The sequence below is a fragment of the Propioniciclava sp. LT432 genome (genome assembly GCF_059515965.1).
In genome coordinates this window covers 61,157-87,235 of the sequence record NZ_JCAKNE010000001.1, presented here as the reverse complement: position 1 = coordinate 87,235, position 26,079 = coordinate 61,157, and the positions used below count along the sequence as shown (strand labels likewise).

The window sequence follows — 26,079 nt, the reverse complement described above, 5'->3', positions numbered from 1 at the left end:
GTCGATCCTGTCAGGCCAGGGCGGCCAGCGCGCCCCGGACGCGCTTGGCGGAGACGGGTTGGGCGGTCCCGAGGGACTGGGCGAACAGGCTGACGCGCAGTTCCTCGAGCAGCCAGCCCACCTCGACGGCCGCCGCGGGCAACTCCCCCACCTCGTAGCGGGAGATCGCGTCCGCGTAGGTGTCCTCCAGGTCGGTGATCACCTCGAGGTTCTGGGCCTCACGAGTCGGATTGGCCGTCCATCCCCTCAACCGGACATCGATGGCGTGCACGTACTTGTCCAGCCGCGTGAAGTGCGGCTCGGGCGTCGCCGCGATGAACCCGTCGAAGACGAGGTTCTCGAGCTGGGCCGAGATGTCGGCCTTGGTGTCGGAGTCGGGCCGCCGGGCGAGCTCAGCACGGACCTCGGCGTGACGGGTCAGGATCCGGGCCGCCAGGCGGGTGATGGCCTGCATGCGGTCCGCGGCGTCCGGGCGGACGGCGTCGACCACCCGGCGGAAGGCCGCCTCGTCACGGATGGTGTCGGGGTCGATCCGGTGGGCGGCGATGAGGTCGCCCGTCGCCTTGAGGCGGGTGTCGGCCAGGAGGGCGTTGAGGTTCGCGTACGGCCCGGCCGCCAGCGCGATCTTCTCGGCGTTCGCCATGTGGATGAACACGCTGCGCGTCGGATCCGGCGAGCCGAGCATCACGAGGCGGCGCAGGCCGCGCATCTGCCAGCGGGACGCCTTCTCGGCGGTGTTGGCGATGCGGACGCCCACGTTCGTGCCTTGGTCGACGAGGGCCGGGTAGCCCACCAGCGGGGTCGGGTCGCGATCCACGACGCGCGTGGCCGGGATGGAGCCGAACTCCCACGTCGTCGCGCCCGGGTGCACCACATCGGACGCCGCCGCGTTGAGCCGCTTGTTGAGGCGGGGGGCGAACTGCTTGCGGAGGCTCTCGAAGTCCTTGCCGGCGCCGAGTTCACGCCGGCCGTCGGTGATCACGTAGCGGACGGTCAGGTGGTCGGGCAGGGTCCCGGGGTTGAACAGCGTCGGGTCGAGCGGGTCCCCGGTGAGCGCGGTCAGCGCCCGCGCGAGCGCGTGGGGGAAAGCCTCCCCGTCACCTTCGGACCCAGCCGGCCCGGACGGGTGGTCCTCGAGCCACGTCAGCGCCCGGCGCCCCCAGTCGGGGGCCGGGACGAAGCGCGTCCGGACCGCCTTGGGCAGGGAGCGGATCAGCTCGGTCGCCAGTTCGTCCCGCAGTCCCGGCACCTGCCATGTGAAGGGCGCGGCGTCGACCTGGTTGAGGACGCTGACGTCGACGTCGACGGACACGCCGTCGCGGTGGGCGCCGGGCGCGAACACGTAGCTGACGGGCAGGTCGGTCGGGCCGACGGTCCAGGTGTCGGGGAACGCGTCGGCGTCCACCGCATCGGTGTCGTCGACGAGGTCGTCAAGGGCCAGGTCGAGGTGGTCGTCCTGCTGGCGTCGCTTGTCGCGCCACCACCGGTCGAAGTGGGCGACGGAGGTGATGTCCGCCGGGATGCGCTCGTCGTAGAAGGCGAAGATGGCGGCGTCGTCGACGACGATGTCGCGTCGGCGGGTGCGCTCCTCGAGCTCCTCGGCCTCGGCGCGGACCTTCTCGTTGCGCGCGAAGAAGTGGTGGCGGGTGCGCCACTGGCCCTCGACGAGCGCCGACTGGATGAACACCTGGCGGGCGACGACGGGGTCGATCCTGCCGTAGCTGACGGTGCGACCCGCGACGATCGGGACGCCGAGCAGGCTGACCCGCTCGTCCGCCACGCACTGGCCGCCCGAGACCGACCAGCGTGGCTCGGAGTACTGGCGCGTGATGAGGTGCTCCCCCACCTGCTCGACCTGCTCCGCGGTGATCGGCGCGACCGTGCGCGCCCACAGCCTGCTGGTCTCGACGAGCTCGACCGCCATCACCAGCGGCGGCTCCGCCTTGGCGGACGCGCTGCCCGGCTGGATGGCGAACCGCGCACCGCGGGCCCCGAGGTACTCCGCCATCGGACGCCGGCCGCGCGTCTTGGCGGCTCCCTTGGCCACGCTCTTTTCGTCCTTCAGGCCGACGTGGGACAGCAGGCCGGACAGGACCGCGGTGTGCACGGCCTCCCAGTTCGGCGTGTGCCCGGACGCCGTGCGTGGTTCCTTGGCGCGGCGCCGGCGGTTGTCGGCGTCCCGGTCGGACGCGTTGGCGTCGAGGTCGAGTTCGCCCACGACCTCGCGCAACTGGGACACGAGGTCCTGCCACTCCCGGATGCGCAGGAAGTTCAGGTACTCGTCGCGGCACATCCGACGGAAGGCGTTGCCGGAGAGCTCGTTGCGCTGCTGGCGCAGGTGGTCCCACAGGCGCCAGATGGCGGCGACGTCGGACGGGTCGCGGTCGCCGTGGGCCTGGCCCTCGGCTGCGTTCGCGGCCCCGTCCTCGCTCCAGAACCGGCGGTGGAGCGCGTCCGCCTCGGCCTGCTTCTCGCTCGGGCGCTCGCGGACGTCCGGGATCGCCAGGGCCGCGACGATCGGCAGGACGTCCCAGGCGACGCCGCGGCGTCCGGCCTCGACGAGCATGCGGCCCATGCGCGGGTCGATGGGGAGGCGGGCGAGCATCCGGCCGGTGCGGGTGAGGCGCTGGCCCGGGTGGTCCTTGTCCTCCTCCTGGAGCGCCCCCAGCTCGCGCAGCAGCCGGACGCCGTCGCGCACCTGCGAGCGGTCCGGCGGTTCGACGAACGGGAAGTCCTCGATGGCGCCCAGGCGGGCGTCCGCCATCTGCAGGATGACGCTGGCGAGGTTGGTCCGCAGGATCTCCGGTTCGGTGAACTCCGGGCGCGCGAGGAAGTTCTCCTCGGAGTAGAGGCGGATCGCGATGCCGGGCCCGAGGCGTCCACAACGGCCGGCGCGCTGGTTGGCGCTGGCCTGGCTGATCTCCTCGATCGGCAGGCGCTGCACCTTGGTGCGCGCGGAGTAGCGGCTGATGCGGGCGAACCCAGGGTCGACGACGTAGCGGATGCCGGGGACTGTCAGCGACGTCTCGGCCACGTTGGTGGCCAGCACGACGCGCAGGGTGCCGGGGTGGGGCTTGAACACGCGGTCCTGCTCGGCGGCCGAGAGTCGCGCGAACAGGGGCAGCACCTCGGTGTTGCGCAGCTTCAGGGCGCTGATGGCGTCGGCGGCGTCGCGGATGTCGCGCTCGCCGGAGCAGAAGACGAGGATGTCGCCCTCGCCGAGGGCGTGCAGTTGGGTGACCGCCCTGGCGATGCCGTCCACGAGGTCGTTCTCGTTCTCCAGCGGCTCGTAGACCATCTCGACCGGGTAGGTGCGGCCCGACACCTCGACGATGGGGGCGTCCCCGAAGTGCTCGGAGAAGCGGGCGGTGTCGATGGTGGCCGAGGTGATGATCACCTTGAGGTCCGGACGCCGCGGCAGGAGTTGCTTGAGGTAGCCGAGCAGGAAGTCGATGTTGAGCGAGCGCTCGTGCGCCTCGTCGATGATGATCGTGTCGTAGGCGCGCAGGTCGCGGTCGTGGGAGATCTCGGCGAGCAGGATGCCGTCGGTCATCAGCTTGACCCGGGTCTGCTTGGTGGCCTTGCGCGTGAATCGAACCTGGTAGCCGACGGTCTCCCCCAGCTCGACGCCCATCTCGTGGGCGATGCGGTCGGCGACCGTGCGCGCGGCGAGCCGGCGCGGCTGGGTGTGGGCGATGCGCTTGCGGCCGGTGAGCAGGGCGATCTTCGGCAGCTGGGTCGTCTTGCCCGACCCGGTCTCGCCGGCGACCACGACGACCTGGTGGGCATCGATGAGCGCGCGGATGTCCTCCACCGCCGCGGTGATGGGGAGGGCGGGGTCGAAGACGAGGTTCGGTTCGGCAGTGGGCATGGCCCGCCCATGCTACTCGGAGGCCTGGGCGGGGCCGAGGGGCTCAGCCGAGGATCGCCCTGGCCTGCTCCCCCGGCGTCCACCCCATGGCCTGCTCGTCGAACGGCCGGGGGCCCTGACCCGCCTGCCAGCTGTAGAAGTCGCAGATGCGCTGGAGGGTGCGCACCTCCCTCGCGGGGGTGACCCCCACCAGGGTGCTGGGCTCCACCTGCGCGCACTCCGACGGGAAGTCGTTCGGGCCTGCGGGTCTGGCGTTCGCCGTGATGTCGGCGAGCACGACCCGCCAGTCCTCGGGGCTGATGTCCCGCCCCTTCGCACCGGCGTCGAAGCCGGTGCAGACCACGCCACGTGTGGTGTCCTGCAGCTCCGGCGTCAACCAGGAGGACTGCGAGCGGCACACGGCGTCCGGTTCGAGGGTCCGCTCGGGGGCCGGCATCGTGGCGCGTTGCGCCCACAGGGCGGACGTGACCGCATCGAGCACCTCGTTCGCCCCCACGCGGTTGCCCACGACGCGGCAGCCGAAGAGGTCCCCCGACACCTGGACCGTGCGGCCATCGGGGTACTCGACAGCCAGGCGGTACGCCGGCCCGAGGTCGGCGGTGCAGGCCATGGACTCCAGGTGGGCCACCTCGAGGGCGTTGTAGGCCTCCGCCACCGCGTCGGTGCCGCGGACGAGGGCGTCGGGGGGCGGCGTCGGACCCAGGAAGCCGTACTGCTCCGCGTGGCCCGGGTCGTTGCAGAGCGTGACCCGGCTGATCCCGCGCTCCAGCGACTCCGGCTCATCGCGCCCGGCGGGCAGGCGGGCGCAATCGGCGGGGGTGGCGTCGGCCGGCGCCGCGCGCGAGGGGGTGGACGTGGACGCCGGCTCTCCCTGGTAGGTCGCACAGCCGGACAGGACCAGCGCGGCGCCCAGCAGGGCGGTCAGTGAGCGCTTCATGCTTGCTCCACGTTCCGGGCGCGCTCGGCGTTGCAGGCATGTGGCGCGATCCGGCGGGCTCTCGGGAGGATCCGCGGGCCGTGGGGGGGTCACGCTTCGGGACCGACCTCCAGGCCAGTGTGGTGGGCGACAAAGGCCAGGACGTCCGCCCACTCGGCGGCCACCATTCGCAGCGACTTTCCCGCGCCGTGGCCCGCCGAGGACTCCACCCGGAGGAGCACGGGGGCCTCCCCACCCTGGGCGTGCTGGAGGGCGGCGGCGAACTTGAAGCTGTGGAGCGGCACGACCCGGTCGTCGTGGTCGGCGGTCAGGACGAGGGTGGGTGGGTAGTGGGTCCCCTCGCGGACGTTGTGCAACGGCGAGTACGCGTATGCCGCCGCGAAGCCGTCGGGGGTGTCCGGGTCGCCGTAGTCGCTCATCCACGCCGCCCCGATCGTGAACCTGTGGAAGCGCAGCAGGTCGAGGACGCCCACGCCCGGCACCACCGTGGCGAACAGGTCGGGGCGCTGGGTCATGGCCGCGGCGACCAGGAGCCCGCCGTTGGACCGTCCGTACAGCGCCAACTGGCCCGAGGTGGTGGTGCCGGTCGCGATCAGGTGCTCCGCCACGCCGATCAGGTCGTCGAAGACGTTCTGCTTGCGGTCGAGGCGTCCGGCGTCGTACCAGCTCGTCCCGAACTCACCGCCGCCGCGGAGGTTGGCCAGCACCAGGGCTCCCCCGGCCGCCAGCCACGCCGACCAGCCGGGCCGGTAGTCGGCCAGGATCGGGATCTTGAACCCGCCGTACCCCCACACGAGCGTCGGACGCGGACCCGTGCGGCCATCGTCGGGGACGACGAGGAAGTAGGGCACCTCGGTGCCGTCCGCGCTCCGGGCACGCTGTCGCGTCACGGTGTGGGCGGGCGCGAAGCCACCCGCATCGGACGCCACGAGGTCGACGCGCTCGAGGGACGGATCCTCGTCCCCGGAGGGCAGCTGCACGTGGAAGGCCGCACTGGGTGTTTCGATGGTGCTCACCCCGACGAACGCCTCGTCCCTCAGCGGCGAGGAGTCCAGCGCCACGAGGGCCCCCGCCGGCAGGTCCAGCACCCGCTCCCCCGAACCGTCCAGGTCGCAGTACGTGACGACCGGCTGGGCGTCGTCCAGGTGGGCCAGCAGCAGACCGTGGCCGGCGGCCTCCACGGCGCCCAAGGTGGCGCGCAGCTCGGGGACGACCTCCGCGAACTGCACGTCACCCCGGGACGCCCACGCCAGGTCCACCTTGACCACCCGGCCCAAGGGGGCGTCGAGGTCGGTCTGGAGGTAGAGCTGGTCACCATCGGTGCGGATGAACGCGTACTCGGCGTCCGCCGTGTCGACCACCTGGACGGGCTCGCCGACGGTGGACCGTCCATCCTCGGTGGTGATCGGGTGGGCCCACAGCCGGTTCACGTTCTCGGTCCCCCGCACGATCGAGACGACGAGCCAGGCGTCGTCATGGCTGACCTGCGCGAACGCCATGGTGTGCGGCTCGTCGGGGAAGCTGAGGAGGAGCTCGTCGGGTCCGTCCAGCCGGTGGATCATCAGCCGCGCGGCCCCCAGGCCCTCGGTGGAGGTCCCGCGTGCGTCGGTGGCCTGGTCGAAGGTGGTGTAGAGGAAGCTGCGGTGGTCGGGCAACCACGCCGGGGACGAGAACTTGGCCACCACCTCGTCGTCGAGGTCCGCACCGGTGGTGAGGTCGCGCACGCGGAAGCGCTGCCAGTCCGAACCGCCCTCGCTCCGGGCGTACGCCAGGAGGGAGCCGTCACGGGCCACGGAGAAGGTCGAGAGCGCCACGGTGCCGTCGGGGCTCCAGGTGTTGGGGTCGAGGACCACGTCTCCCCCAGCTCGGAGCTCGTCGAGGGTGGAGGCGGTGTACCAGACGTCCTGGGCCGTGGAGCCGTCGTTGCGGCTGACGAACCACCGACCGCCCCGTTGGACGGGGACTCCGGCGCGGGGCCGCGTCACGATGCGGTCCATGAGGTCTCGGAACCAAGGTCGCCCGGGGAGTCCGGCCAGCGCGTCCTCGGCATGCTTCCCCTGCTCGGCGACCCACGCGGTCACCTCGGGATCGTCGGCGTTCTCCAGCCAGCGGTAAGGATCGGGGACCGAGACCCCGTGCAGGATGTCGACGACGTCGGAGCGGCGGGTTTCAGGGTAGGGCACGGGCCGAGTCTAGGGGCCCCGGCGGCCACGTCCCCGGCAGTGCGGGGGGGACGCGATCAGGCCTCGTCCTCGTCGTCGGCCGACACGATCCGACCCGACCAGTGCGTCGGCTCGATGGCGATGGCCACGTCACGGAAGCCGGGTGCCCACGTCTTGAGAGCGGGCACCTCGCCGTCCCACGGGCCGGAGTTGCCCTGGACGAGCACGGCCCAGCCGGTGGCGGTCTGCTGGTCCAGGTCGTCGACCTGGAAAGCGACCTCCACCGACCGGGTCAGCTCAGCGAGGATGCTGCCCTCGTCCACGCGGAACACGATCCGGTCCTCCACCAGCGCATAGTTCACCGGCAGGACCTGGATGCCCCGGGTCCGGGAGACCCAGGACACCCGACCCACGACGGCGTCGCCGAGAAGCCGGCGACACTCGTCGGGGTCGATCGTCACTATGTAGCCAAGGTCAGTCACGATGGGGAGCTTACAGTTCCCCGAGCTTCCAGTTGCGCACCTCAGGCATGTCCTCCAGGTGCTCACGGATGTATGCCTCGTGACGCTCGAGCTGCGACTCGCACCACTTCTTGAGCTCCTCGGCGCCGCGCGGGAGCCGCTTGGCGTTGTTGATGGCGTCCATCACGAGGTGGTAGCGGGAGGCCCGGTTCCGGACGACCATGTCGAACGGCGTGGTCGTTGTGCCCTGCTCGATGAAGCCACGCACACGGAAGCGGTCGGGGTTCGGCCGCCCGTGCACGAGCTGGTGGATGCCACCCGGGTACCCGTGGAACGCGAAGACGACGTCCTGGGTGTCGGTGAAGAGCTCCCGGAACATCGTGGGCGACATGCCCTCCGGGTGGTCCTTCGGACGGCGCAGGGTCATCAGGTTGACCACGTTGACCACGCGCGTGGCGAGCGCCGGCAACTTCTTCCTCAGGATCTCGGCGGCGGCCACGGTCTCCATGGTCATGATGTCGCCGGCGCAGGCCAGGACGATGTCGGGATCACGGCTGCCGTCCTCGTTGCCCGCCCAGTCCCAGACGGACGCACCCTGGTCGAAGTGGGCCTCTGCCTCCTCCAACGAGAGCCACTGCGGCTGCGGCTGCTTGTCCTGCACGATCAGGTTCACCTTGTCGGTGGACTGGAAGACGTGGTTGGACACCACCAGCAGGGAGTTCGCGTCCGGCGGCAGGTACACGCGGGCGGCCTTGGGACCCATGTTGAGCAGCAGCTGGAGCATGCCGGGGCCTTGGTGGCTGAAGCCGTTGTGGTCGTTGCGCCACGCGGTGGAGCTCACGAGGATGTTCAGGCTCGGGATGGACTCGCGCCAGGACAGTTCGTCGGCCTCCTGGAGCCACTTGCCGTGCTGGATCGTCTGGGACGCCGACACCATGGCGAACGCCTCGTAGGTGGCGAACAGGCCGTGGCGGCCGGTGAGGTTGTAGGCCTCGAGCCACCCGTGGGTGTTGTGCTCGGACAGCACCTCCATGACGCGGCCGCTGCGGCTCAGCTTCTCGTCGTCGGCCGTGACGGCCTCCATCCAGGTGCGGTCCGAGACCTCGAACACGGCACCGATGCGGTTGGAGTTGGTCTCATCGGGGCAGAACAGGCGGAAGTTGTCCGGGTTGTTCCGGTACAGCTCACGCATGAACTCGCCCAGCTTGCGGGTGGACTCGAGCTTCTCGGCCGCGCGCTCCTTGACCTCGACGGCCATCGACCGGAAGTCAGGCAGGACGAGCGGCTTCATGAGGCGGCCACCGTTGGCGTACGGCGTGCCGGACATGGTCAGGTCGGCGTCGTCCGGGTTGGCGGCGAGCACCAGGTCGGACGGTGAGCCGTCCTCGTTGAAGAGCTCGTCGATCTTGTAGGACCGCATCCACTCCTCGAGCTCGGCGAGCGAGTCGGCGTTCGCCTTGACGTCCGACAGCGGAACCTGGTGCGAGCGCCAGGTGCCCTCCATCTGCTTGCCGTTGTGCTTCTCGGGACCGGTCCAGCCCTTCGGCGAGCGAAGGATGATCATCGGCCAGACCGGGCGCTTGCCGTCCCAGTTGCCGCTGCGGGCCTCCTCCTGGATGGCCTTGATCTTGGCGTAGGCCTGGGCCAGCGCCTCGGCGAACTGGTGGTGCATGTCGGGGGTCTCCTGGCCCTCGACCTCGATGACCTCGTAGCCGTGGCCCTCGAAGAGCTTCCGGACCTCTTCGCGCGGCTTGCGCGACAGGACGGTCGGGGCGGCGATCTTGCCGCCGTTGAGGTGCAGGATCGGCAGGACGGCGCCGTCGTGCTCCGGGTTGAGGAAGGAGACACCCTTCCAGGACCCCTCGAGCGGGCCGGTCTCGGCCTCGCCGTCACCCACGACGGCGACGGTCAGCAGGTCGGGGTTGTCGAACACCGAGCCGAAGGCGTGGATCAGCGCGTAACCGAGTTCGCCGCCCTCGTGGATCGAACCGGGAGTCGTCACGGACGCGTGGGACGGGATGCCACCCGGCGCGGAGAACGTGCGGAAGAGCTTGAGCATGCCCTCGGCGTCCTGCGTGGCGTAAGGGAACGCCGGGGTGTAGGTGCCCTCGAGGTACGAGGCGCCGACAATCGAGGGGCCACCGTGGCCGGGGCCGGTGATGTAGAGGCACTGCTGGCCCGTCCGCTTGATCAGGCGTGACGTGTGCGCCCAGATGAAGGCCAGGCCCGGGGAGGTCCCCCAGTGGCCCAGCAGTCGGGGCTTGATGTGCTCGGCCTTCAGCGGCTCGCGCAGCAGCGGGTTCGCCTGGAGGTAGATCATGCCCACCGTCAGGTAGCTGTTCGCGCGCCACCAGGCGTCGATCGAGGCCAGTTCGGAGTCATCCAACTTGGGGAGTAGCTCTGCCATGGGGCTCACGCTAATCGAGGCTCGGATACCAAGACAGCCTGTTGCCGAATTTGTCACTGAGACTAATACGCACGACATCGAGTATCTCGACGGCGAGGTACCTGCGGGGTGACTACAGGGTTCCCGCCTCGTCCCCACCCTCGAACGTCGTCCGCCCGCGGAGCCTCTGGGCCAGCATGTCGTCGATGCTGTCGCTGATGAGGGAGACGACCCGCAACGCGCGTTGCAGGTGCGCTGGGATCAACGGATCCGCCGGCACGGACATGCTCACGTAGACGCTGTCGCGGATCAGCTGGAAGCGCACCCAGCGCGCATCCGTGTTGAGGTCACTGAGCACCTCCATCGCCCGCGTCCGCCCCTCGACGTCGTGGACCAGCGGTGAGAAGACGAGCACCTCCTGCGCGTCCAGGGAGACCCGCACCAGCACCATCGTCGAACCGACGCGCAGGCTCAGGTCACCGGCGTTGTCCCTCAGGGGCTCGAAGCCGAGGACCTGGGTGAGCTCCCGTTGGACAGCGGCGTCCAACTCCTCGACGGTCCGCGCCAGGATCGGCTCGGTGCGCCGCGGCTCCAGCGCGCCGGGTTGGCCCTCCACCGGGGCCGGCGTGAGGATCTCCGCCAGGTGGTCGGGCGCCAGGAGTGCCGGGTGCTGGACGCCGTGGACCTCCCGCAACGCCGCCGACGTCGCTGTCGCCAAGGCGTCCGACTCCTCCTGCGTCCCCTCCCGCTCGTAGGTGCCGGGTACGTCCGCCACGGGCGTCCAGCCGGATGCCGCGAGCTCCAGCCGGGCGTCCTCCCCCAGCCCCTCGGTCGTCGCCCGGGCGACGAGGACACCGCCCTCACCACACCGGAACCGGACGTGCGGCGCCGTCTCGCCGTCCTCGGCCAGCGAGCCGATGGCGAGGGTGGCGCCGGCGTCCATCACCGACAGCACCTCGGCGAGGCGGTCGCTGAACCGCCGCCACGACTCGAGGGTGGAACGGTCGAAGTCGAAGTCGGAGACATCGGAGGCCAGGCTGGGATCTTCGCTCACGTCTCCCAACCTAGACTCAGCCGAGCAGTGCCGCGATGACCAGCAGCGAGCCCACCGACAGGATCGTCGTCCAGAAGACCGCGTCGCGGGCCAGGAGTTCCCCCTCGCCGTAGCGCGAGGCCGTCACGTAGACGTTCTGCGCCGCGGGCAGGGCCCCCAGGACCGTCACGGCGTAGAGGTCGAGTCCCTGCAGGCCCATGAGGGTCCCGATCAGCCAGGCTGCCAGTGGGTGGACGACGACCTTGAGCAGCACCGCCACCCACATTGGAGCACGGTGCGGGCCGGCCCCGGGAAGGGGATCCAGCCGCATCGAGACGCCGAACGCCAGGAGCATCAACGGCAACGCGATCCCGCCGATCATGTCGATGGGCCGCATCACGACATCGGGGAGGGACACGCCCATCAGGTTGAGCACCAACCCGGCGAGGATGCCGATCGTGATCGGGTTGCGGAACGGCAGCTGCAGGTAGCGCCAGGGACCGCCCCTGCCCCCTACGCTGCGTCCGCTCGCCACGTCGAGGATCGCGAGGCAGATCGGCATGATGAACGCGAGCTGCAGGAGCATGATCGGGGCGACCCAGGTGCCGTCGTGCAACAGCGCGAGGGCGACGGGCAGGCCGAAGTTCGCCGCGTTCGTGTAGCAGGACGACATGAACCCGATCACGCCGTCGCCGAGGGACTGCTTGAAGACGGGCACGGCGACCACCAGGTAGAGCCCCCCGGCCACGGCCACGGCGAGGATCGAGACGATCACCGTCCGGGAGAAGACGTGGGCCAGGTCCGCCTTCAGCATCAGGGAGAACAGCAGGGCGGGCGAGCCGACGGTGAAGGCCAGCATCGACATCAGCTTGCGCCCCTGATGGGTGACCAGTCCGCGGTGGGCGATGAACCACCCCACCGCGATGACCACCCAGATGGTGGAAACGCCACTGATCGCGCCCTGCACAGACGCACACCCTAGTCGTCGGTACCATGGCGCGGTGCAGTCGGGGCGGCGGAACCATGTGATCGACGTCGCGCGCGCCTGTTCCGTGATCGTGGTCGTGGTGTTCCACACCTTGCTCTACCGCATCGAACTGACCGACACGGGCCTCACGCTGGTGCCCTGGGCTGCCCCGACGTGGCTCTACCCGCTGACCTGGGTCCTCATGATCATGCCGCTGTTCTTCGTGGCCGGAGGCTTCGCCAACACGCTCACCATCGATCGGATGCGCCGGGACGGGGACAGTCTGGCCACGTACCTGGCGAGCCGGGGGCGCCGCCTGGTCGGTCCCCTCGTCGTGTTCGTCTTCGTCAGCGCCGTCGTCTCGTCCCTGGCCGCGTGGGCCGGATGGCTGGACGCCGCGTCCGAGTTGAGCCGGCTGTTGATGCAGTTGCTGTGGTTCATCACCGTCTACCTGGGCATCATGGTCGTCGCGCCGTACGCGGTCCGCTGGCACGACCGCTGGGGCGTGTGGCCGATGGTGGCACTGGCGCTCGCGGCCGCGGGTGTGGACGCCTGGTCCTTCTCGACGGGGCACTGGCAGCTCCGCAACCTCAACATGGCGTTGGTGTGGCCGCTGGTGCACCAGTTCGGCATCGCCTACCAGCGCGGCTGGTGGCGCCGCGGGCCGGTCTGGGTCGCGTGGGCGTCCATCGTGGCGGGGGCCGCGTCGGTGGCCGTCCTCGTCCTCGTCCTCGGCTACCCACCCACCTCCGTGGGGTTCGCCGACCTGCCCATCGCCAATGTCCAGCCCCCGACGCTGGCGATGGCGGCGTTGGCGCTGGCCCAGTGCGGCGTCCTCGGGCTGCTCGAGCGTTCAGGTGTGTTGGCCACGCTGCCGCCGCGGGTCGAGCGCGTCCTCGGCGTCCTCAACGCGCTCATGGTGAGCGTGTACCTGTGGCACATCCCCTGCATCGCCGTGGCGGGTGGCGCGCTCGCCCTCCTCGCGCTGGCGTGGCCGGCGACGGCACAGGTCCTGCTCTCCCCCGCCGTGCTGGCCGTGGCCTCGCTGGCCGTCATCGCGTTCGTGGTCCCCCTGCTGGGGCAGCTGGAGCTGCGCCTCATCCCTCCGCTGGGCCCCCGGCAGGACCTCACCCTGTCCGTCCTGTCCATCGCCGTGCTGGGCTTCGGGACGCTCCTGGTTTGGCAGGCCGGTACGGTGGTGCACTGGGAACGGCCCGCCTCAACCCTGGGCGTCCTGATGGTGCTCCTGGGGACGCGGCTCATGACGCGGGCGGCGGACGCCACGCAGGCGGCCGTCCGGACCTGACCGCCTTCAGGGCGGTCGGGGCCAGAAGCAGGAAGGAAGACGTGTGAACATCAACCCGATGAGCTGGGACGCTCCCTACCTGGCCATCGTGGGTGCCCTGTTCGTGATCGTGTTCCTGCGGGCCAACGCCACCTACTGGGTCGGGCTCCTCATCAGCCGCGGGGCGGAACGCACCCGGGCCGCCAAGATGATGGCGAGCCCCGGGTACCAGCGCGCAGTCCAGCAACTCAACCAGTGGGGTCCGCCCGTCGTGTCGGTGTCGTTCCTCACGATCGGCTTCCAGACCCTCGTCAACCTCGCCGCGGGTGCCACGCGGATGCCGCTGTCCCGCTACCTGCCCGCCGTGACTCTGGGGTGCGTGATCTGGGCCTTCGTCTACGGCACCGCCGGGACGGCGGGCGTCGAGGCCCTCGGGCTCGTGTGGGAGCGCAATCCCCTGCTGGCGGTGGTCCTCGGCGTGGTGGCCGTCGCCGCGCTGGCGACCTTCATCGTCTGGCGCGTCCGCGGGGCGAGGCGCCGACGCCCGGACCCGGTCGCCTGACCGTCGCGCCCGTCCAGTTTCACGCCCGGCTCACAGGAGGCCCCGCGAGCGCTGCGGGATCTCGGGCTCGTCCCCGTCCGCGGGCTGCCCCGCCACGTCGCCGGCATGCCGGGCCGCGTAGGCGGCGTCCTCGGCCCCTGTTTTCACGTGGACGGGGTTCAGGACGCGGTCGAGGAATTCACGGGTCCGCTCGTGCTGGGGGTTGCCGATGACCTGGTCCGGATGGCCCTCCTCGACCACCACACCGCCGTCCATGAACATCACCCGGTCGGCGACCTCGCGGGCGAACGCCATCTCGTGGGTGACGACCATCATCGTCATGCCGATCTCGGCCAGGCGGCGCATGACCTCGAGCACGTCACCGACCAACTCGGGGTCGAGCGCGGAGGTGGGCTCGTCGAACAGCACCATCTCCACGTCCATGCAGAGCGCGCGGGCGATCGCCACGCGCTGCTGCTGGCCGCCGGACAGCTGGGCCGGGTAGGCGTCCGCACGGTGCTTGAGCCCGACCCGGTCCAGGTACTCCAGGGCCGTCTTCTCCGCAGCCGCTCGGCTGACCTTCTTCACCCGGATCGGGCCGATCGTGCAGTTCTGCAGCACCGTGAGGTGCGGGAACAGGTTGAACGACTGGAAGACCATGCCCATCTTCGTGCGGATGGCGTCGACGTCGGCGTCCGGGTCGGTGATCTCCTCGTTCAGGATGAAGATGCGCCCCGCCGTCGGCTGCTCGAGCAGGTTCACACACCGCAGGAGCGTCGACTTGCCGGATCCCGACGGGCCGATGATGCAGACCACTTCACCGGTGTGGACCGTCATGGAGATGCCCTTCAGCACCTCGACGTCGCCGAAACTCTTGTGCAGGTCGTAGATCTGGATCTCGTCGCGGCGATCGCCGGTCGGGATCGCTGCGGGAACCGTCGCGGGGGTCGACATCGCGGTCACCGTCCCTTCTTCGACTGGGCCTCCATGCGCCGCACCAGGAAGGTGAGCGGGAGGGTGATGAGCAGGTAGCACAGGCCGGCGATCACCAGGGGTGTGAGGTTGCCGTTGGAGTTGGAGATGTCGCGGCCGAACTTCGTCAGTTCAAAGGCGGACGCCGTGAGCCCCAGCACGTAGACGAGCGAGGAGTCCTTGGTCAGCAGGATGAGTTCGTTGGTCAGCGGAGGGGTGATGATGCGGAACGCCTGGGGCAGGACGATCCGCTGCATCGCCATGCCTGACGACATGCCCAAGCTGCGGGCCGCCTCGACCTGGCCCTTCGGCACGGCCTGGATGCCGGCGCGGATCGTCTCGGCCATGTACGCGGCACTCACCATGCCCAGGGCGGTCCAGACCGTCCCGAACGGGTCGAGTGGGAAGCGGAGGCCCGGGAAGGCGACCGACAACAAGCCGAAGGCCAGCAGGACGATCAGGGCCGGGACGCCGCGGAAGAACTCGATGTAGATCGAGGCGATCCACCGGTAGGGGCCCACCTGTGACAGGCGCATCAGGGCGAGCAGGGTGCCGACCGTCAGGCCGAACACGAAGGCGCCACCGGTGTAGAGGATCGTGTTCAGCAGGGCGCGCGGCAGACCGGATGTGAGGGTCACCTGGACCAGGTCGGGGCGGAAGAAGACCGACTGCACCTGGCGGCCGTCCACCGTGAGGATGATCACGAGCAGCAGCGCGGCCAACACCGCGTACTGGACCCAACGGACGCGCTGGGCGCGCTTGCGCGGCGACAGCTTCTTGCGGGGCGCGAGCGTGCTCGTCGTGGTCGTCATCGTGCTCCTGTCGTGGGCGGGCGGGACAGCGCTGCGGGCCTGCGCCGCGGCGTCCGGACGGCGGAATCGGCCACCCGGACGCCGCGAGCCTCAGGCTACTTCTTGGGGGCGTCGACGCCGAACCACTTCTTGTAGATGGTGTTGAACTCGCCGGATTCACGGGCCTTGTCGAGCACCTCGTCGATCTTCTTGGCCAGCGCCTTGTTGTCGTTGCCGACGTTGAAGCCGTACTGCTCGCCGGTGGCGAACTCCTGCACGACCTTCGTGCTCGGGTTGTCCTTGGCGAAGTCGTACAGGACGCCGTTGTCGTTGATGGTGCCGGCCGTCACGCCGCCCAGCACCGAGTTGGTGCCGGTGGGCATGTCGTCGAAGACGCGCGGCTCGAAGCCGTACTTGTCCTTGTTCTCGTCAGCCCAGTCCTTGCCGGTGGTGTCGGTCTGGACGGCGACGACCTTGCCCTTGAGGTCCTCGGCCTTGGTGATTCCGGAGTCCGTCTTGACCAGCAGGGCGAGCGTCGAGTCGAAGTACGGCTGGGAGAACGTGGCGGCCTTGGCGCGCTCCGGCTTGATCGTGATCGCAGCGGCGCCGGCATCGCACTTCTTGGCGGTGAAGACCGAGCCGGAGGTGATCTGGTCGAAGGAGATGTCGACGATCTCCTGGGTGACCCCCAGGTCCTTGGCGACGAGGTCCATCAGGTCGACGTCGTAGCCGACGATCTTTCCGGACGAGTCCTTGTACTGGAACGGCTTGAACGCCAGGTGCGTGCAGACGGTGAGTTTGCCCGGGCTGACGAGCGCGATCTCGCTGCCGGCGTTGCCCCCCGCGGTGGAGGCGGGAGCCGGTTGGGCGGAGTTGTTGGCGCAGGCAGCCAGGGTGAGCGCGGTGGCGCCGGCCACGACGGCCAGGGCGACGGAGCGTAGCGTGGTCACGAGGATTCCTCTCTCGGTCGTGCATTGGTGATGTGGAATCTTCGCACTGAAGACGCGTCTCGCCCCCACTTCGCATGCGGAGACACGCAGACGTAACCAGATCGATGCATCTCAGTGGCAGGGTTGGTGCCATGGTGACGCCTTCCCTGCCCCCGTCCGACGAGCTCGATTCGCTCCTGGCGGTCGCCGTGGACGTGGCGCGGGCCTGCGGACGCCTGATCGTCGACGAACGCCCCGCGCACGTGGAGGTGGCGGGCACCAAGACCAGCGCGGTCGACATCGTCACCGAAATGGACCGGCGCAGCGAGGCCCTGGCCAAGCGCCTGCTGGGCGAGCGACGTCCCGAGGACGGGCTCGTCGGCGAGGAGGGCAGTGAGCGGGTCGGGACGTCGGGCATCACCTGGCTCGTCGACCCCATCGACGGCACGGTCAACTACCTCTACGACAACGGTGAGTACGCGGTCAGCGTGGCTGCGGTGGTCGGGGACGCCCACGTGGACGGCGGCTTCTGGTCCGTGGCGGGGGCCGTCTTCAATCCAGTGTCCGGCGAGTTGTTCGCCGCCCGACGTGGTGGTGGGGCACGCCTGGTTCGGGGCGAGTCGGTGGCGGTGCTGATGGCCTCCCCCTCCCCCGACCTCGCCACCTCGCTGGTGGGGACGGGGTTCGCCTACGACGCGGCCCTCCGGGGTCGACAGGGCCGGGCGGTGGCCACGCTCCTCCCCCTCGTGCGGGACATCCGGCGCCATGGGGCCGCCTCCCTCGACCTGTGTGCCGTGGCCGCTGGGCGGCTGGACGCCTACTACGAGGCAGGACTCAACCCTTGGGATCACGCGGCAGCCTGGGTCGTCGCCGAGGAGGCGGGCCTCACCGTGCGGGGTCCGGGGGTCGGCCGACCGCAGCGGGCGCTCACCCTTGCCGGCAGGCCGGACGTCCTCGACGCCCTGGAACGGGTCGTCGGCCCGACCTGAGCCCGTCCCAACGCACCTCCCGAACTCCGTGGTCCTGTGCGATAGTGGCTCCGTCGCGCACTCACCACCGCAGCACCCCTCGGAAGGAAGTCTCCGCGTCCATGGCCGAACCCCGTGCGTACCACCACGGCGACCTGCGCCGAGCCCTGCTGACCTCGGCCCGCCGCCAACTCGAGGAGTACGGACTCGAGAGCGTGTCCGTGGCGAGGGCCGCCGCGGAGGTCGGCGTGAGCGTCGCGGCCCCCTACCGCCACTTCGCCGACCGCGCGGCCCTGCTCGGTGAACTCGCCACCATGGGCTTCACCGAACTCACGGCAGCGATCCGCGCTGTCCCGAGCGACGACGGTGCACTCCGACGGGTCGTCGAAGTAGGGCTCGCGTACCTCCAGTACGCCGAGGACCACCCCCAGATGTTCCGGCTCATGTTCAGCCGTGGCAGGCGCACCACGAGGAACGAGCCGAGCGCCCGGGCGCTGTCCGCACTCGACGACCTGGCCAGCGAGTTGGCCGCCGAGGACAACCTGGCGGTCCCCCAGGAGGTCGCGGTGCGCATCATGTGGTCGACCGTGCACGGGCTGGCCATGCTGCGGATCGGCCGCCTGCCCAGCCTGGCGGGCCTGCCCGTCGAGGAACACCGCAGAGACCTCGAGATGGCGTTCGCCCACCTCACGGGCGATTGACGGGCGCCGTGGCTCAGCGCACCTGCTTGGTCATCTCCACGTTCCAGATGCGCGCGTCCTGGAAGCGCTCGCGGGGCGTCCGCTCGAAGCCGAGCGAGGCATAGAATCCCTCGGCGTACTCCTGCGCCTCGAGCACCAACGTCAGCGGGCCGTCCGTGCGCTCGGCCGCGATCCGCTCGCCCCCCCCCGCATGAGGACTCGCCCCAGACCGGTTCCCCGGACCGACGGCAGCACGGCGACCCGTCCGATGTGAACCGAAGGCGTGTCGAGGTCGAGCAGCCGCCCGGACGCGACCACTTCGCCGTCCAGCACGCCGGCCAGCAGCAGCGTTTCGGGGAGGTCGTCGCGACCGTCGAGTTCCTCGGCTTCGGTCACCCCTTGTTTGCCCACGACACAGGTCGGGGTCCTCGGTGCAGCAGTGTGGTAACTCCTGATCCTCAGGGCCCCGGCCGCCTACCTCGCCGACCGCGCCCTCACCGGCGTGTCCCGCTCACCCCCACCCGAGATCCCGAAGAGCCGGACTTCTCGGGCCAGGCTTGCACGAGATACGCCTCCCCTGACCGCTCGACGCTCAGGTCGGCGTGCTCATCCCTATCGCGCGCACTGACTCTCAGCAGGTGTCTTCCCGCGCGTGTAGGGCCGAGCACATCCTCGAACGAGTCGGCCCAGTAGGGCGAGGACAGCCGTAGCGGCCCAGCGAGCCACATGGCCAGTTCAACCTGGTCAGGCCACCTGTGCGGCCACGGGGGCTCTTCGTCCCAGAGCTCCATCCGCACACGTACAGTGCCCTCCGCACAGCCCGTCACGATGATCAGGGCGGTTGCGTCGTGCGTCACCGCGGCGAGGCTCACGTCTTCGCCGATCCAAACCGGCGACACCCCCAACGGGGCCAGGAACAGCTGGCGCGCAGAAGCGAACGCCAGCTGTTCCCAATGGCGGACCTCAGGCATCAGGGCAAGTACCCAACTTGGAAGCGATCTCCCGCCAGCATCCGTTCGTTGCTGTAGAAGCCGCCCAGGATTCCCCCAGCCGATAGATTCTGGGACGAGGGAATGAAGCAGCGGCTCCAACCCGTGGAGCCCGTGCGCTGGGGATCCGGCATGCTGCAACCGGGGAACGAGCGCGCGAGGCCGCCACCGCTCGTGTAAGCACCTTGCTGGGAGCTTCGGAACGGATACTCATCGCACTGGTACCCGGTCGGACGAGTAATGCTCGAGGGGCAGGCAGTGGCGCCGTTCCTTGCAATCAACGTGGTGTCCGTAATGCGGGTGAGGTAGGTCCCCGAGGACATTCGGCCTGGGAGCCCAGAAACCTGCGCCTGGTAAATGTGCCAAACGAACGAGGGGTTGAGACTCTGCGCGAACCCCACGATTGCGGATATGTTGGAAAATACGCACCCTGGGAGGCGATTGCCGATCGCATTGTCGCAGCGATAGGAAGCCAACGAAAGGTCTCCAATCACGCTCCGGTTCGACCACTTCGACGAGGAAAGGGTGAACTCCCATCGGCCGGAGAGACCGCTCTCAATGGCGCCCGGAGCCATTGCCTTGCTGAAGGAGCCGGTCCCCCGCCAAGAGTCGAAACTAGGGTGAGTGTAGGTGCTGGTGCCCGTGCAGCCACTGCAACCGAAAAGGCGTAGTGAGGCGCTTTCGGGGAAGCCGATGCCGGTCGAGTTCCAGACCCACATGTACGCGCTAGATGCCCAGCCGGCGGTGCCGGAGAGCGCCGTCATGTCCAGCACCGCGTGCATATTTGCGGTGCCCACGAGGCGCCCGGAGGGAACCTCGAGGACCACAATGTCGAACTGCTGGTGTGAGCAAGCTTCCCGGCGGTTGGCAGCCCACCAACCAGTGTTCGGTGTTGACGTCTGTGAGCACTCGTCAAGCGCCAGTGCGAGAATCTCGCGTTGGCTGTTGTCGAGCGATGCTGGCCTCTTGGAGGGTTCGACGCTGACACATTCCGTCACCGTCGAATCGCCTCGCCGACGAGCTTCTGCGGCTCGCTTCTCGCAATCGGCGCGGGTGAGGCCCGGGATTTCGGACTGGAATTCTGAGACCTTCTCGAACGGGCGAGGGATGAGTGCGCCGCCGGGCTCGGCCGCGAAGGCGGTCGGGAACTCCTCGGGGGCGGGTTCAGTCGCCGAGGCACCGGAAAGGGGGGTGAATCCGAGAATGAGGGCAATCAGAAGAATGCCCAGCAGGCTTCGCATGTGCATAGTGGCTCCGTGTCTGCCGAAGGCGCCCCGCCCAGAAAGGGTTTTGCGGGAGGCCATGGGGGGTGGGTTGCTGCGCAGCGTGCCGGTTGGCGGGAAGAAAGTAACACGCGACTTGCGTGCCGATCAAGGGGCTCATTGCAATCGTAGCGAGTTGTCGTGGGGCGTTAATTAATGAAAGGGCGCCCGTGGCCTCACACTGGGCCGGGTGGTGCGGAGCATCCACCCGGCCCAGGAGGACCAGTTGTGAGTCGATCGCAGCCGGCCGGTCGCCGCGGTGGCCGCCTCCTCCGAGGTAGCTGGCGCCGCAGACGAGAGTGGACAGCGCTACGACACACTCCCCACGGATCCGGAAACTTCTTGGTGAGGGGATGCCGTACTGGACGGCACCCTCTCACCGGGTTGTATCACGTCAGTCTGGCTCGCTTCATCAGCTGCAGCCGGACGTCGAGCCGCAGCCCTCGCACACGTAGCAGCTGCCCGACGGACGCATCTTGGTGCCACACGTGAAGCACAGCGGCGCATCGACGGCGTGGCCGGAGATCCGCTCCATCAGCTCGGCGGTGGTGTGCGCGCCGGACAGGTCAGGGGCGGCCGTGATCAGGGACGGCTGGTTCGGGCCGGACTCGTCGAAGCGCATGTCGTCGACCGCGTCGTTCCGCAGGGAGTCGGACTCGATCATCTGCGCCTCGTCCTCCTCCGAGATGTAGGAGCCGGTCTCGACGTAGTGGGCCCGTTCGGCGGCGGTGTAGATGCCGAGCTCGGAGCGCTCGTCGAAGGACAGGTAGTCCAACGCCAAGCGCTTGAAGACGTAGTCGATGATCGACTGCGCCATGCGCAGGTCCGGGTCGTCCGTCATGCCGGCCGGCTCGAACTTGAGGTTCGTGAACTTCTGGACGTAGGTCTCCAGCGGCACGCCGTACTGCAGCGCGATGGAGATCGCGATCGAGAAGGCGTCCATCACACCTGCGAGGGTCGAGCCCTGCTTGCCCAGCTTCAGGAACAGCTCGCCGAGGCGTCCGTCGTCGTACTGGCTGGAGGTGAGGTAACCCTCCGCGCCACCGACCGTGAAGGACGTCGTGCGCGAGGTGCGCGTCTTCGGCAGGCGCTGCCGGCGGGGGCGGTACTCGACGCGCACCTCGGGCTTCGGGGCCTCCTCGGCCTTCGTCTCGTCCTTCTTCTTGCCGTCGGACAGCGGCTGGCCGACCTTGCAGTTGTCGCGGTAGACCGCGAGCGCCTTCAGGCCCAGCTTCCAACCCTGCAGGTAGACGTCGGCGATGTCCTCGACCGTGGCCGACTCGGGGAGGTTGACCGTCTTCGAGATGGCGCCGGAGAGGAACGGCTGGACGGCGGCCATCATGCGGACGTGGCCCATCGGCTTGATGGAGCGCTCGCCCATGGCGGTGTCAAAGACCTCGTAGTGCCCGGACTTCAGGCCGGGCGCCCCGACGACGTGGCCGTGCTCGGCGATGTAGGCGACGATCGCCTCGGCGACCTCGTCGCGGTAACCGAGGCGCTTGAGCGCACGCGGGATCGTCTGGTTGACGATCTGCATCGACCCGCCTCCGACGAGCTTCTTGAACTTCACCAGGGAGAAGTCGGGCTCGATGCCGGTGGTGTCGCAGTCCATCATGAAGCCGATGGTGCCGGTCGGGGCGAGGAGCGACGCCTGCGCGTTGCGGAAGCCGTTCTTCGCACCCAGCTCGACGACCTGCGCCCACTGCTCGGTGGCGGCCTGGTGGACCGGGCTGTCGCTCGGCTCGACGACCTTGAGGTCGTCGTTGGCGGCCTGGTGCTTGCGCATGACCTTCTGGTGGGCGCTCGCGTTGCGGGCGTAGCCGTTGTACGGACCGACGACGGCGGCGAGCTCGGCGGAGCGACGGTAGGCGGTGGCCGTCATCAGGGACGTGATGGCGGCGGCCAAGGAGCGGCCGCCTTCGGAGTCGTAGCCGCGGCCCATGGCCATCAGCAGCGCGCCCAGGTTGGCGTAGCCGATGCCCAGCTGGCGGTAGTCCTTGGTGGTCTGCGTGATCGCCTCGGTCGGGAAGTCGGCGAACGTGATCGAGATGTCCATCGCGGTGATGATCAGCTCGGACGCCTTGACGAACTTCGCGACGTCGAACGTGTCGTCGTCGTTGAGGAACTTCAGCAGGTTGAGCGACGCCAGGTTGCAGGAGCTGTTGTCGAGGCTCATGTACTCCGAGCAGGGGTTGGACGCCGTGATGCGGCCGGTCTCGGGGTTGGTGTGCCAGGCGTTGATGGTGTCGTCGTACTGGATGCCCGGGTCGGCGCACTCCCACGCGGCCTTGGCCATCTTGTTGAACAGCTCGCGCGCGTCGACCTTCTCGATCACCTCGCCGGTCATGCGGGCGCGCAGGCCGAACGGGGCGCCGTCCTCGACTGCCTTCATGAACTCGTCGTTCACCCGGACGGAGTTGTTGGCGTTCTGGTACTGCACGGACACGATGTCCTTGCCGCCCAGGTCCATGTCGAAGCCTGCGTCGCGCAGGGCGCGGATCTTGTCCTCCTCGCGCGCCTTCGTCTCGATGAACTCCTCGATGTCGGGGTGGTCGACGTCGAGGACGACCATCTTGGCCGCACGACGCGTCGCGCCGCCGGATTTGATGGTGCCCGCCGAGGCGTCCGCACCGCGCATGAACGAGACCGGGCCGGACGCGGTGCCGCCGGAGGACAGCAGCTCCTTGCTCGACCGGATCCGGGAGAGGTTCAGGCCGGCGCCGGAGCCGCCCTTGAAGATGAAGCCCTCCTCCTTGTACCAGTTCAGGATCGACTCCATCGAGTCATCCACGCTCAGGATGAAGCAGGCGCTGACCTGCTGCGGGCTCTTGGTGCCGACGTTGAACCACACCGGGGAGTTGAAGCTGAAGACCTGGTGGAGGAGCATCCAGGTCAGCTCGTGCTCGAAGACCTCGGCGTCGGCGTCCGTGGCGAAGTAGTCGTTCTCGCGGCCGGCCTCGGTGTACTTGCCGACGACGCGGTCGATCAGCTGCCGGAGGCTGTTCTCGCGCTGGGCGGTGCCGAGCGCGCCGCGAAAGTACTTGGTGGTGACGATCGTGGACGCGTTCAGGCTCCAGAAGTCGGGGAACTCGACGTCACGCTGCTCGAAGACGTTCTCGCCCGTCCTCCAGTTGGTCTGGATGACGTCGCGACGCTCCCAGGTGACCTCGTCGTAGGGGTGGACGCCTTCGGTGGTGTACACGCGGTCGATGGTCAGCCCCTTGGGCTTGGCCGCCGGCCGGCGGGGTGCCTGCTTGGTCTCGGTCACTTCTCTCCTCCTGAGGTGATGGTTGTCTGCGCGAACCGCGCGCGGCGGCTGGTTCAGAACAGCTGTTCGGCGGTCTGAGCCGGAACGGCGATCGACTCGTCGCCGGCTCCAGCGGTTCGGAGCCGGGCGATCTCGGCCTCGAAGTCCTCGACCGACTGGTAGTGCTGGTAGACGGACGCGAACCTGAGGTACGCGACGGGGTCCAAATCACGGAGCGGGCCCAGGATGGCGACACCGACGTCGTCGGCGGGGATCTCGGCGCAACCGCTCGCTCGCAGGGTCTCCTCGACCTTCTGGCCGAGCTTGGCGAGGTCGGCCTCCGTGACCGGACGACCCTTGCAGGCCTTCCGGACGCCGGTGACGACCTTCTCGCGCGAGAACGGCTCGATGACGCCGGACCGCTTCACGACCACGAGTTGCATCTGCTCCAGGGTGGTGAACCGCTTGGAACAGGACCGGCACTCGCGGCGACGGCGAATGGAACTACCATCCTCCGCGACACGCGAGTCAAGGACGCGAGAATCGGTGAACCGACAATACGGGCAGTACATCGACCCCACCTCCCCTCGGCAACGCCCCCCGCTGTGGAGGAACATGTGGACGAACCGTGTACATCGTGTGGGTGAACGACCACAAGCTGTGGACGAAAAACAACGATGTAACTACTACATGTAGAGGTTAGGCGCCTCCTGAGCACAAAGCAACCCTGTCCCGGGGTGTCTTCCCAGGACGGCGACCCATTGACACAAAGCGACCAAAGGGCCCCGGTGGTCGCGCTCGGCGACCCCGGGGCCCTCGCCAGTCGTCAACTCGCCGGCTGGGGCGCGGCCAGCGCCACCACCGAGGACGCACCGGCATGCATCGGCTCGTTGCTCACCGCCAGGAACGCCCCGACCAGCGTGGCGACCATGATGCCGACGACCAGAGCCACCAGCAGCACCAGGACGGCGACACCGCGCGGGGTCCACTCCAGCCGGCGCGTGGCACTCGGCGCGGCGAGCGCGACTGCCGGACGCGAGACCTCACAGGCGCGGGCCTGGGCACCCCACCGCTCCTCCGCACGGGCGCTCGCAGGGCGTCCGGTGGCCTGCACGGACGAAGCGGAGCGCGCGGCTCGGATGCGGCGCGAGACCACGTCGGCCCCGGTCGTGTAGTCCAGCAACTCGGCGGTCATGGCTGCTCCTTCTTCGAACATCTGTTCGACCAGTATTATCGAACACTCCTGCGATTGCAAGCACCATTCGCACAGGTGTTCAGCGTTTCGTACGACACCAGAACCGTCCCAGCCGGGTCCGACAATTTCTGCGCACGCCTCCCCCGCACCGCGACAACACCGCGCCGGACACACCCGAACATGTGTTTGAATGATGCGTCGGATTGTCCTACCGTGAGCCCATGGCGACGACGGATGACAAGCGGGGCGGCGGCAAGCGGCCCATCCCCAGGCAGACCCGGCGCGGGCGCCCGACCGATGACGAGATCGCGCGCATCGGCAAGGTCCGCCAACTCCCCGACGGGCCGGAGGATTCTCACGGCCTGACGATCCGACAGCGACTCATCCTCGAGACGATCCGTGAGGCCATCGAGTCCCGCGGCTACCCGCCCACGATCCGCGAGATGGGCGATGCCGTCGGCCTCGCCTCCCCGTCCAGCGTCACCCACCAGCTGAAGGTCCTCGAGGGCAAGGGCTTCCTCACGCGTGATCCCAAGCGTCCCCGCGCCCTGGCGGTGCACCTCCCCGACTCGATGAGGCCCGCCACTCCCGGTTCCCCCGCCCCGGCCGGGGCCGCGCCCCCGGCGTCCGGCTTCGGTGAGGACGTGCACGTCTCCCGATCGGTCGACGTGCCCATGGTCGGGCGCATCGCGGCCGGCGGTCCGATCCTGGCCGAGGAGCACGTCGAGGAGGTGCTGCCGCTGCCGCGCGACCTGGTCGGCGAGGGCACGCTGTTCCTGCTCGAGGTCAAGGGCGACTCGATGATCGACGCCGCGATCTGCGACGGCGACTACGTGGTCGTCCGCCAGCAGCCCGACGCGAACAACGGCGACATCGTCGCGGCGATGATCGACGGCGAGGCGACCGTCAAGACGTTCAAGCGGACCCCGGGCCAGGTGTGGCTGCTCCCCCACAACCAGGCGTACGAGCCCATCGACGGCAACGAGGCAACCATCCTCGGCAAGGTGACCGCGGTCCTGCGCCGCGTCTGACTCCCCGACCGTGGACGGGCTCGGCAACGGCGTCCTCCTCGCGGGCAAGGATCTCCAGCTCATCGACGGGGTCACCCTCATGATGACCTTCGGCGAGCACGCCGCGAACGTGCGGGTTCGCGCTCGGGTGGGAAGCGGTCCTGCTCGCCGCTGTTGCGGTGGTGCTGGGATTGCTGCTCGGGTCGCTGTACGGCTTCGCCGGCGTGGCGGCGCTGCTCGCGGCAGAGGCCGATGTGGTGCCGACGATCCCGTGGCTGCGCCTGGCGCTCATCACGGCGGTGGCGCTGCTGGCCGGCTGGCTGGCGTCCGTCCTGCCATCGATCCGGGCGTCCCGTGTTCCACCGGCGGCCGCCCTCGCGTGGGGTGAGTGAG

The 26,079-nt window shown here is 69.2% G+C and carries 21 protein-coding genes and 1 pseudogene; 6 read left to right on the top strand and 16 right to left on the bottom strand.

Annotated features, from left to right (window positions below; all coding sequences use genetic code 11):
• Positions 1–10: 10 nt before the first annotated feature.
• The 7 genes from hrpA to AC5YDV_RS00365 all read right to left on the bottom strand — a co-directional run bounded on the left by hrpA (position 11) and on the right by AC5YDV_RS00365 (position 11,817).
• Entirely contained in the window at positions 11–3,871 is a 3,861-nt protein-coding gene (gene hrpA, locus AC5YDV_RS00395; protein WP_496181621.1) for an ATP-dependent RNA helicase HrpA, read from the bottom strand.
• 43 nt (positions 3,872–3,914) lie between these two features.
• Complete coding sequence (locus AC5YDV_RS00390) at positions 3,915–4,808, bottom strand: hypothetical protein (protein WP_496181620.1); 894 nt, start codon at positions 4,806–4,808, stop codon at positions 3,915–3,917.
• 89 nt (positions 4,809–4,897) lie between these two features.
• Positions 4,898–6,991: a prolyl oligopeptidase family serine peptidase gene (locus AC5YDV_RS00385; protein WP_496181619.1), complete on the bottom strand. Its 2,094-nt coding sequence runs from the start codon at positions 6,989–6,991 to the stop codon at positions 4,898–4,900.
• A 56-nt stretch (positions 6,992–7,047) separates the two neighbouring features.
• Positions 7,048–7,452 carry a pyridoxamine 5'-phosphate oxidase family protein gene (locus tag AC5YDV_RS00380; protein ID WP_496181618.1) on the bottom strand — a complete coding sequence of 135 codons (405 nt, stop codon included), beginning with the start codon at positions 7,450–7,452 and terminating at the stop codon, positions 7,048–7,050.
• A gap of 10 nt (positions 7,453–7,462) precedes the next feature.
• On the bottom strand, positions 7,463–9,838 hold the full coding sequence (locus AC5YDV_RS00375; RefSeq protein WP_496181617.1) for a phosphoketolase family protein: 2,376 nt from the start codon (positions 9,836–9,838) through the stop codon (positions 7,463–7,465).
• Positions 9,839–9,950: 112 nt separating this feature from the next.
• Entirely contained in the window at positions 9,951–10,871 is a 921-nt protein-coding gene (locus AC5YDV_RS00370; protein WP_496181616.1) for a T3SS (YopN, CesT) and YbjN peptide-binding chaperone 1, read from the bottom strand.
• A 16-nt stretch (positions 10,872–10,887) separates the two neighbouring features.
• Positions 10,888–11,817 (bottom strand): AEC family transporter, encoded by a 930-nt coding sequence (locus AC5YDV_RS00365; protein ID WP_496181615.1) that lies wholly within the window; start codon positions 11,815–11,817, stop codon positions 10,888–10,890.
• Between the two features lie 58 nt (positions 11,818–11,875).
• On the opposite strand from AC5YDV_RS00365, the gene AC5YDV_RS00360 reads away from it, so the two are divergent.
• Entirely contained in the window at positions 11,876–13,123 is a 1,248-nt protein-coding gene (locus AC5YDV_RS00360; protein WP_496192313.1) for an acyltransferase family protein, read from the top strand.
• Positions 13,124–13,166: 43 nt separating this feature from the next.
• A complete protein-coding gene (locus tag AC5YDV_RS00355) occupies positions 13,167–13,664 on the top strand; it encodes a DedA family protein (protein ID WP_496181613.1) in 498 nt (165 codons plus the stop codon).
• Positions 13,665–13,694: 30 nt separating this feature from the next.
• Here AC5YDV_RS00355 and AC5YDV_RS00350 read toward each other — a convergent pair whose 3' ends face one another.
• The 3 genes from AC5YDV_RS00350 to AC5YDV_RS00340 all read right to left on the bottom strand — a co-directional run bounded on the left by AC5YDV_RS00350 (position 13,695) and on the right by AC5YDV_RS00340 (position 16,356).
• The gene (locus AC5YDV_RS00350) at positions 13,695–14,597 is read right to left on the bottom strand and encodes an amino acid ABC transporter ATP-binding protein (protein WP_496181748.1); all 903 of its coding nucleotides are present in this window, start codon (positions 14,595–14,597) and stop codon (positions 13,695–13,697) included.
• A 5-nt stretch (positions 14,598–14,602) separates the two neighbouring features.
• Positions 14,603–15,427 (bottom strand): amino acid ABC transporter permease, encoded by an 825-nt coding sequence (locus tag AC5YDV_RS00345; RefSeq protein WP_496181612.1) that lies wholly within the window; start codon positions 15,425–15,427, stop codon positions 14,603–14,605.
• Positions 15,428–15,522: 95 nt separating this feature from the next.
• Positions 15,523–16,356: an ABC transporter substrate-binding protein gene (locus AC5YDV_RS00340; RefSeq protein WP_496181611.1), complete on the bottom strand. Its 834-nt coding sequence runs from the start codon at positions 16,354–16,356 to the stop codon at positions 15,523–15,525.
• A 131-nt stretch (positions 16,357–16,487) separates the two neighbouring features.
• Between AC5YDV_RS00340 and AC5YDV_RS00335 the strand changes: the two genes are divergently transcribed.
• Both AC5YDV_RS00335 and AC5YDV_RS00330 read left to right on the top strand, forming a co-directional pair.
• Complete coding sequence (locus AC5YDV_RS00335; RefSeq protein ID WP_496181610.1) at positions 16,488–17,324, top strand: inositol monophosphatase family protein; 837 nt, start codon at positions 16,488–16,490, stop codon at positions 17,322–17,324.
• A 101-nt stretch (positions 17,325–17,425) separates the two neighbouring features.
• Positions 17,426–18,004, top strand: coding sequence for a TetR/AcrR family transcriptional regulator (locus tag AC5YDV_RS00330; protein WP_496181609.1), 579 nt, complete (start codon positions 17,426–17,428; stop codon positions 18,002–18,004).
• Between the two features lie 13 nt (positions 18,005–18,017).
• Here AC5YDV_RS00330 and AC5YDV_RS00325 read toward each other — a convergent pair whose 3' ends face one another.
• From AC5YDV_RS00325 to AC5YDV_RS00300, 6 genes are all read right to left on the bottom strand, one after another.
• Entirely contained in the window at positions 18,018–18,140 is a 123-nt protein-coding gene (locus AC5YDV_RS00325) for a GNAT family N-acetyltransferase (RefSeq protein ID WP_496181608.1), read from the bottom strand.
• A 5-nt stretch (positions 18,141–18,145) separates the two neighbouring features.
• Positions 18,146–18,379, bottom strand: a complete 234-nt coding sequence (locus tag AC5YDV_RS00320) for a GNAT family N-acetyltransferase (RefSeq protein WP_496181607.1) — start codon at positions 18,377–18,379, stop codon at positions 18,146–18,148.
• A gap of 574 nt (positions 18,380–18,953) precedes the next feature.
• Positions 18,954–20,213 (bottom strand): NucA/NucB deoxyribonuclease domain-containing protein, encoded by a 1,260-nt coding sequence (locus tag AC5YDV_RS00315; protein ID WP_496181606.1) that lies wholly within the window; start codon positions 20,211–20,213, stop codon positions 18,954–18,956.
• A 433-nt stretch (positions 20,214–20,646) separates the two neighbouring features.
• Entirely contained in the window at positions 20,647–23,502 is a 2,856-nt protein-coding gene (locus AC5YDV_RS00310; protein ID WP_496192312.1) for a vitamin B12-dependent ribonucleotide reductase, read from the bottom strand.
• A 53-nt stretch (positions 23,503–23,555) separates the two neighbouring features.
• Positions 23,556–24,053, bottom strand: coding sequence for a transcriptional regulator NrdR (gene nrdR, locus AC5YDV_RS00305; protein WP_496181747.1), 498 nt, complete (start codon positions 24,051–24,053; stop codon positions 23,556–23,558).
• 254 nt (positions 24,054–24,307) lie between these two features.
• Positions 24,308–24,676 (bottom strand): hypothetical protein, encoded by a 369-nt coding sequence (locus tag AC5YDV_RS00300; RefSeq protein WP_496181604.1) that lies wholly within the window; start codon positions 24,674–24,676, stop codon positions 24,308–24,310.
• A gap of 221 nt (positions 24,677–24,897) precedes the next feature.
• On the opposite strand from AC5YDV_RS00300, the gene lexA reads away from it, so the two are divergent.
• The gene (gene lexA, locus AC5YDV_RS00295) at positions 24,898–25,707 is read left to right on the top strand and encodes a transcriptional repressor LexA (protein ID WP_496181603.1); all 810 of its coding nucleotides are present in this window, start codon (positions 24,898–24,900) and stop codon (positions 25,705–25,707) included.
• 110 nt (positions 25,708–25,817) lie between these two features.
• Positions 25,818–26,078 (top strand): annotated as a pseudogene (locus AC5YDV_RS00290) (hypothetical protein); the annotation flags it as partial.
• Between the last annotated feature and the right edge of the window lies 1 nt (position 26,079).

What these genes read in the sequence shown, in the direction of transcription:
- hrpA (WP_496181621.1), bottom strand. Translation starts at nt 3,871, where the DNA reads ATGCCCACTGCCGAACCGAACCTCGTCTTCGACCCCGCCCTCCCCATC.
- AC5YDV_RS00390 (WP_496181620.1), bottom strand. Translation starts at nt 4,808, where the DNA reads ATGAAGCGCTCACTGACCGCCCTGCTGGGCGCCGCGCTGGTCCTGTCC.
- AC5YDV_RS00375 (WP_496181617.1), bottom strand. Translation starts at nt 9,838, where the DNA reads ATGGCAGAGCTACTCCCCAAGTTGGATGACTCCGAACTGGCCTCGATC.
- AC5YDV_RS00350 (WP_496181748.1), bottom strand. Translation starts at nt 14,597, where the DNA reads ATGTCGACCCCCGCGACGGTTCCCGCAGCGATCCCGACCGGCGATCGC.
- AC5YDV_RS00345 (WP_496181612.1), bottom strand. Translation starts at nt 15,427, where the DNA reads ATGACGACCACGACGAGCACGCTCGCGCCCCGCAAGAAGCTGTCGCCG.
- AC5YDV_RS00335 (WP_496181610.1), top strand. Translation starts at nt 16,488, where the DNA reads ATGGTGACGCCTTCCCTGCCCCCGTCCGACGAGCTCGATTCGCTCCTG.
- AC5YDV_RS00330 (WP_496181609.1), top strand. Translation starts at nt 17,426, where the DNA reads ATGGCCGAACCCCGTGCGTACCACCACGGCGACCTGCGCCGAGCCCTG.
- AC5YDV_RS00315 (WP_496181606.1), bottom strand. Translation starts at nt 20,213, where the DNA reads ATGCGAAGCCTGCTGGGCATTCTTCTGATTGCCCTCATTCTCGGATTC.
- nrdR (WP_496181747.1), bottom strand. Translation starts at nt 24,053, where the DNA reads ATGTACTGCCCGTATTGTCGGTTCACCGATTCTCGCGTCCTTGACTCG.
- AC5YDV_RS00300 (WP_496181604.1), bottom strand. Translation starts at nt 24,676, where the DNA reads ATGACCGCCGAGTTGCTGGACTACACGACCGGGGCCGACGTGGTCTCG.
- lexA (WP_496181603.1), top strand. Translation starts at nt 24,898, where the DNA reads ATGGCGACGACGGATGACAAGCGGGGCGGCGGCAAGCGGCCCATCCCC.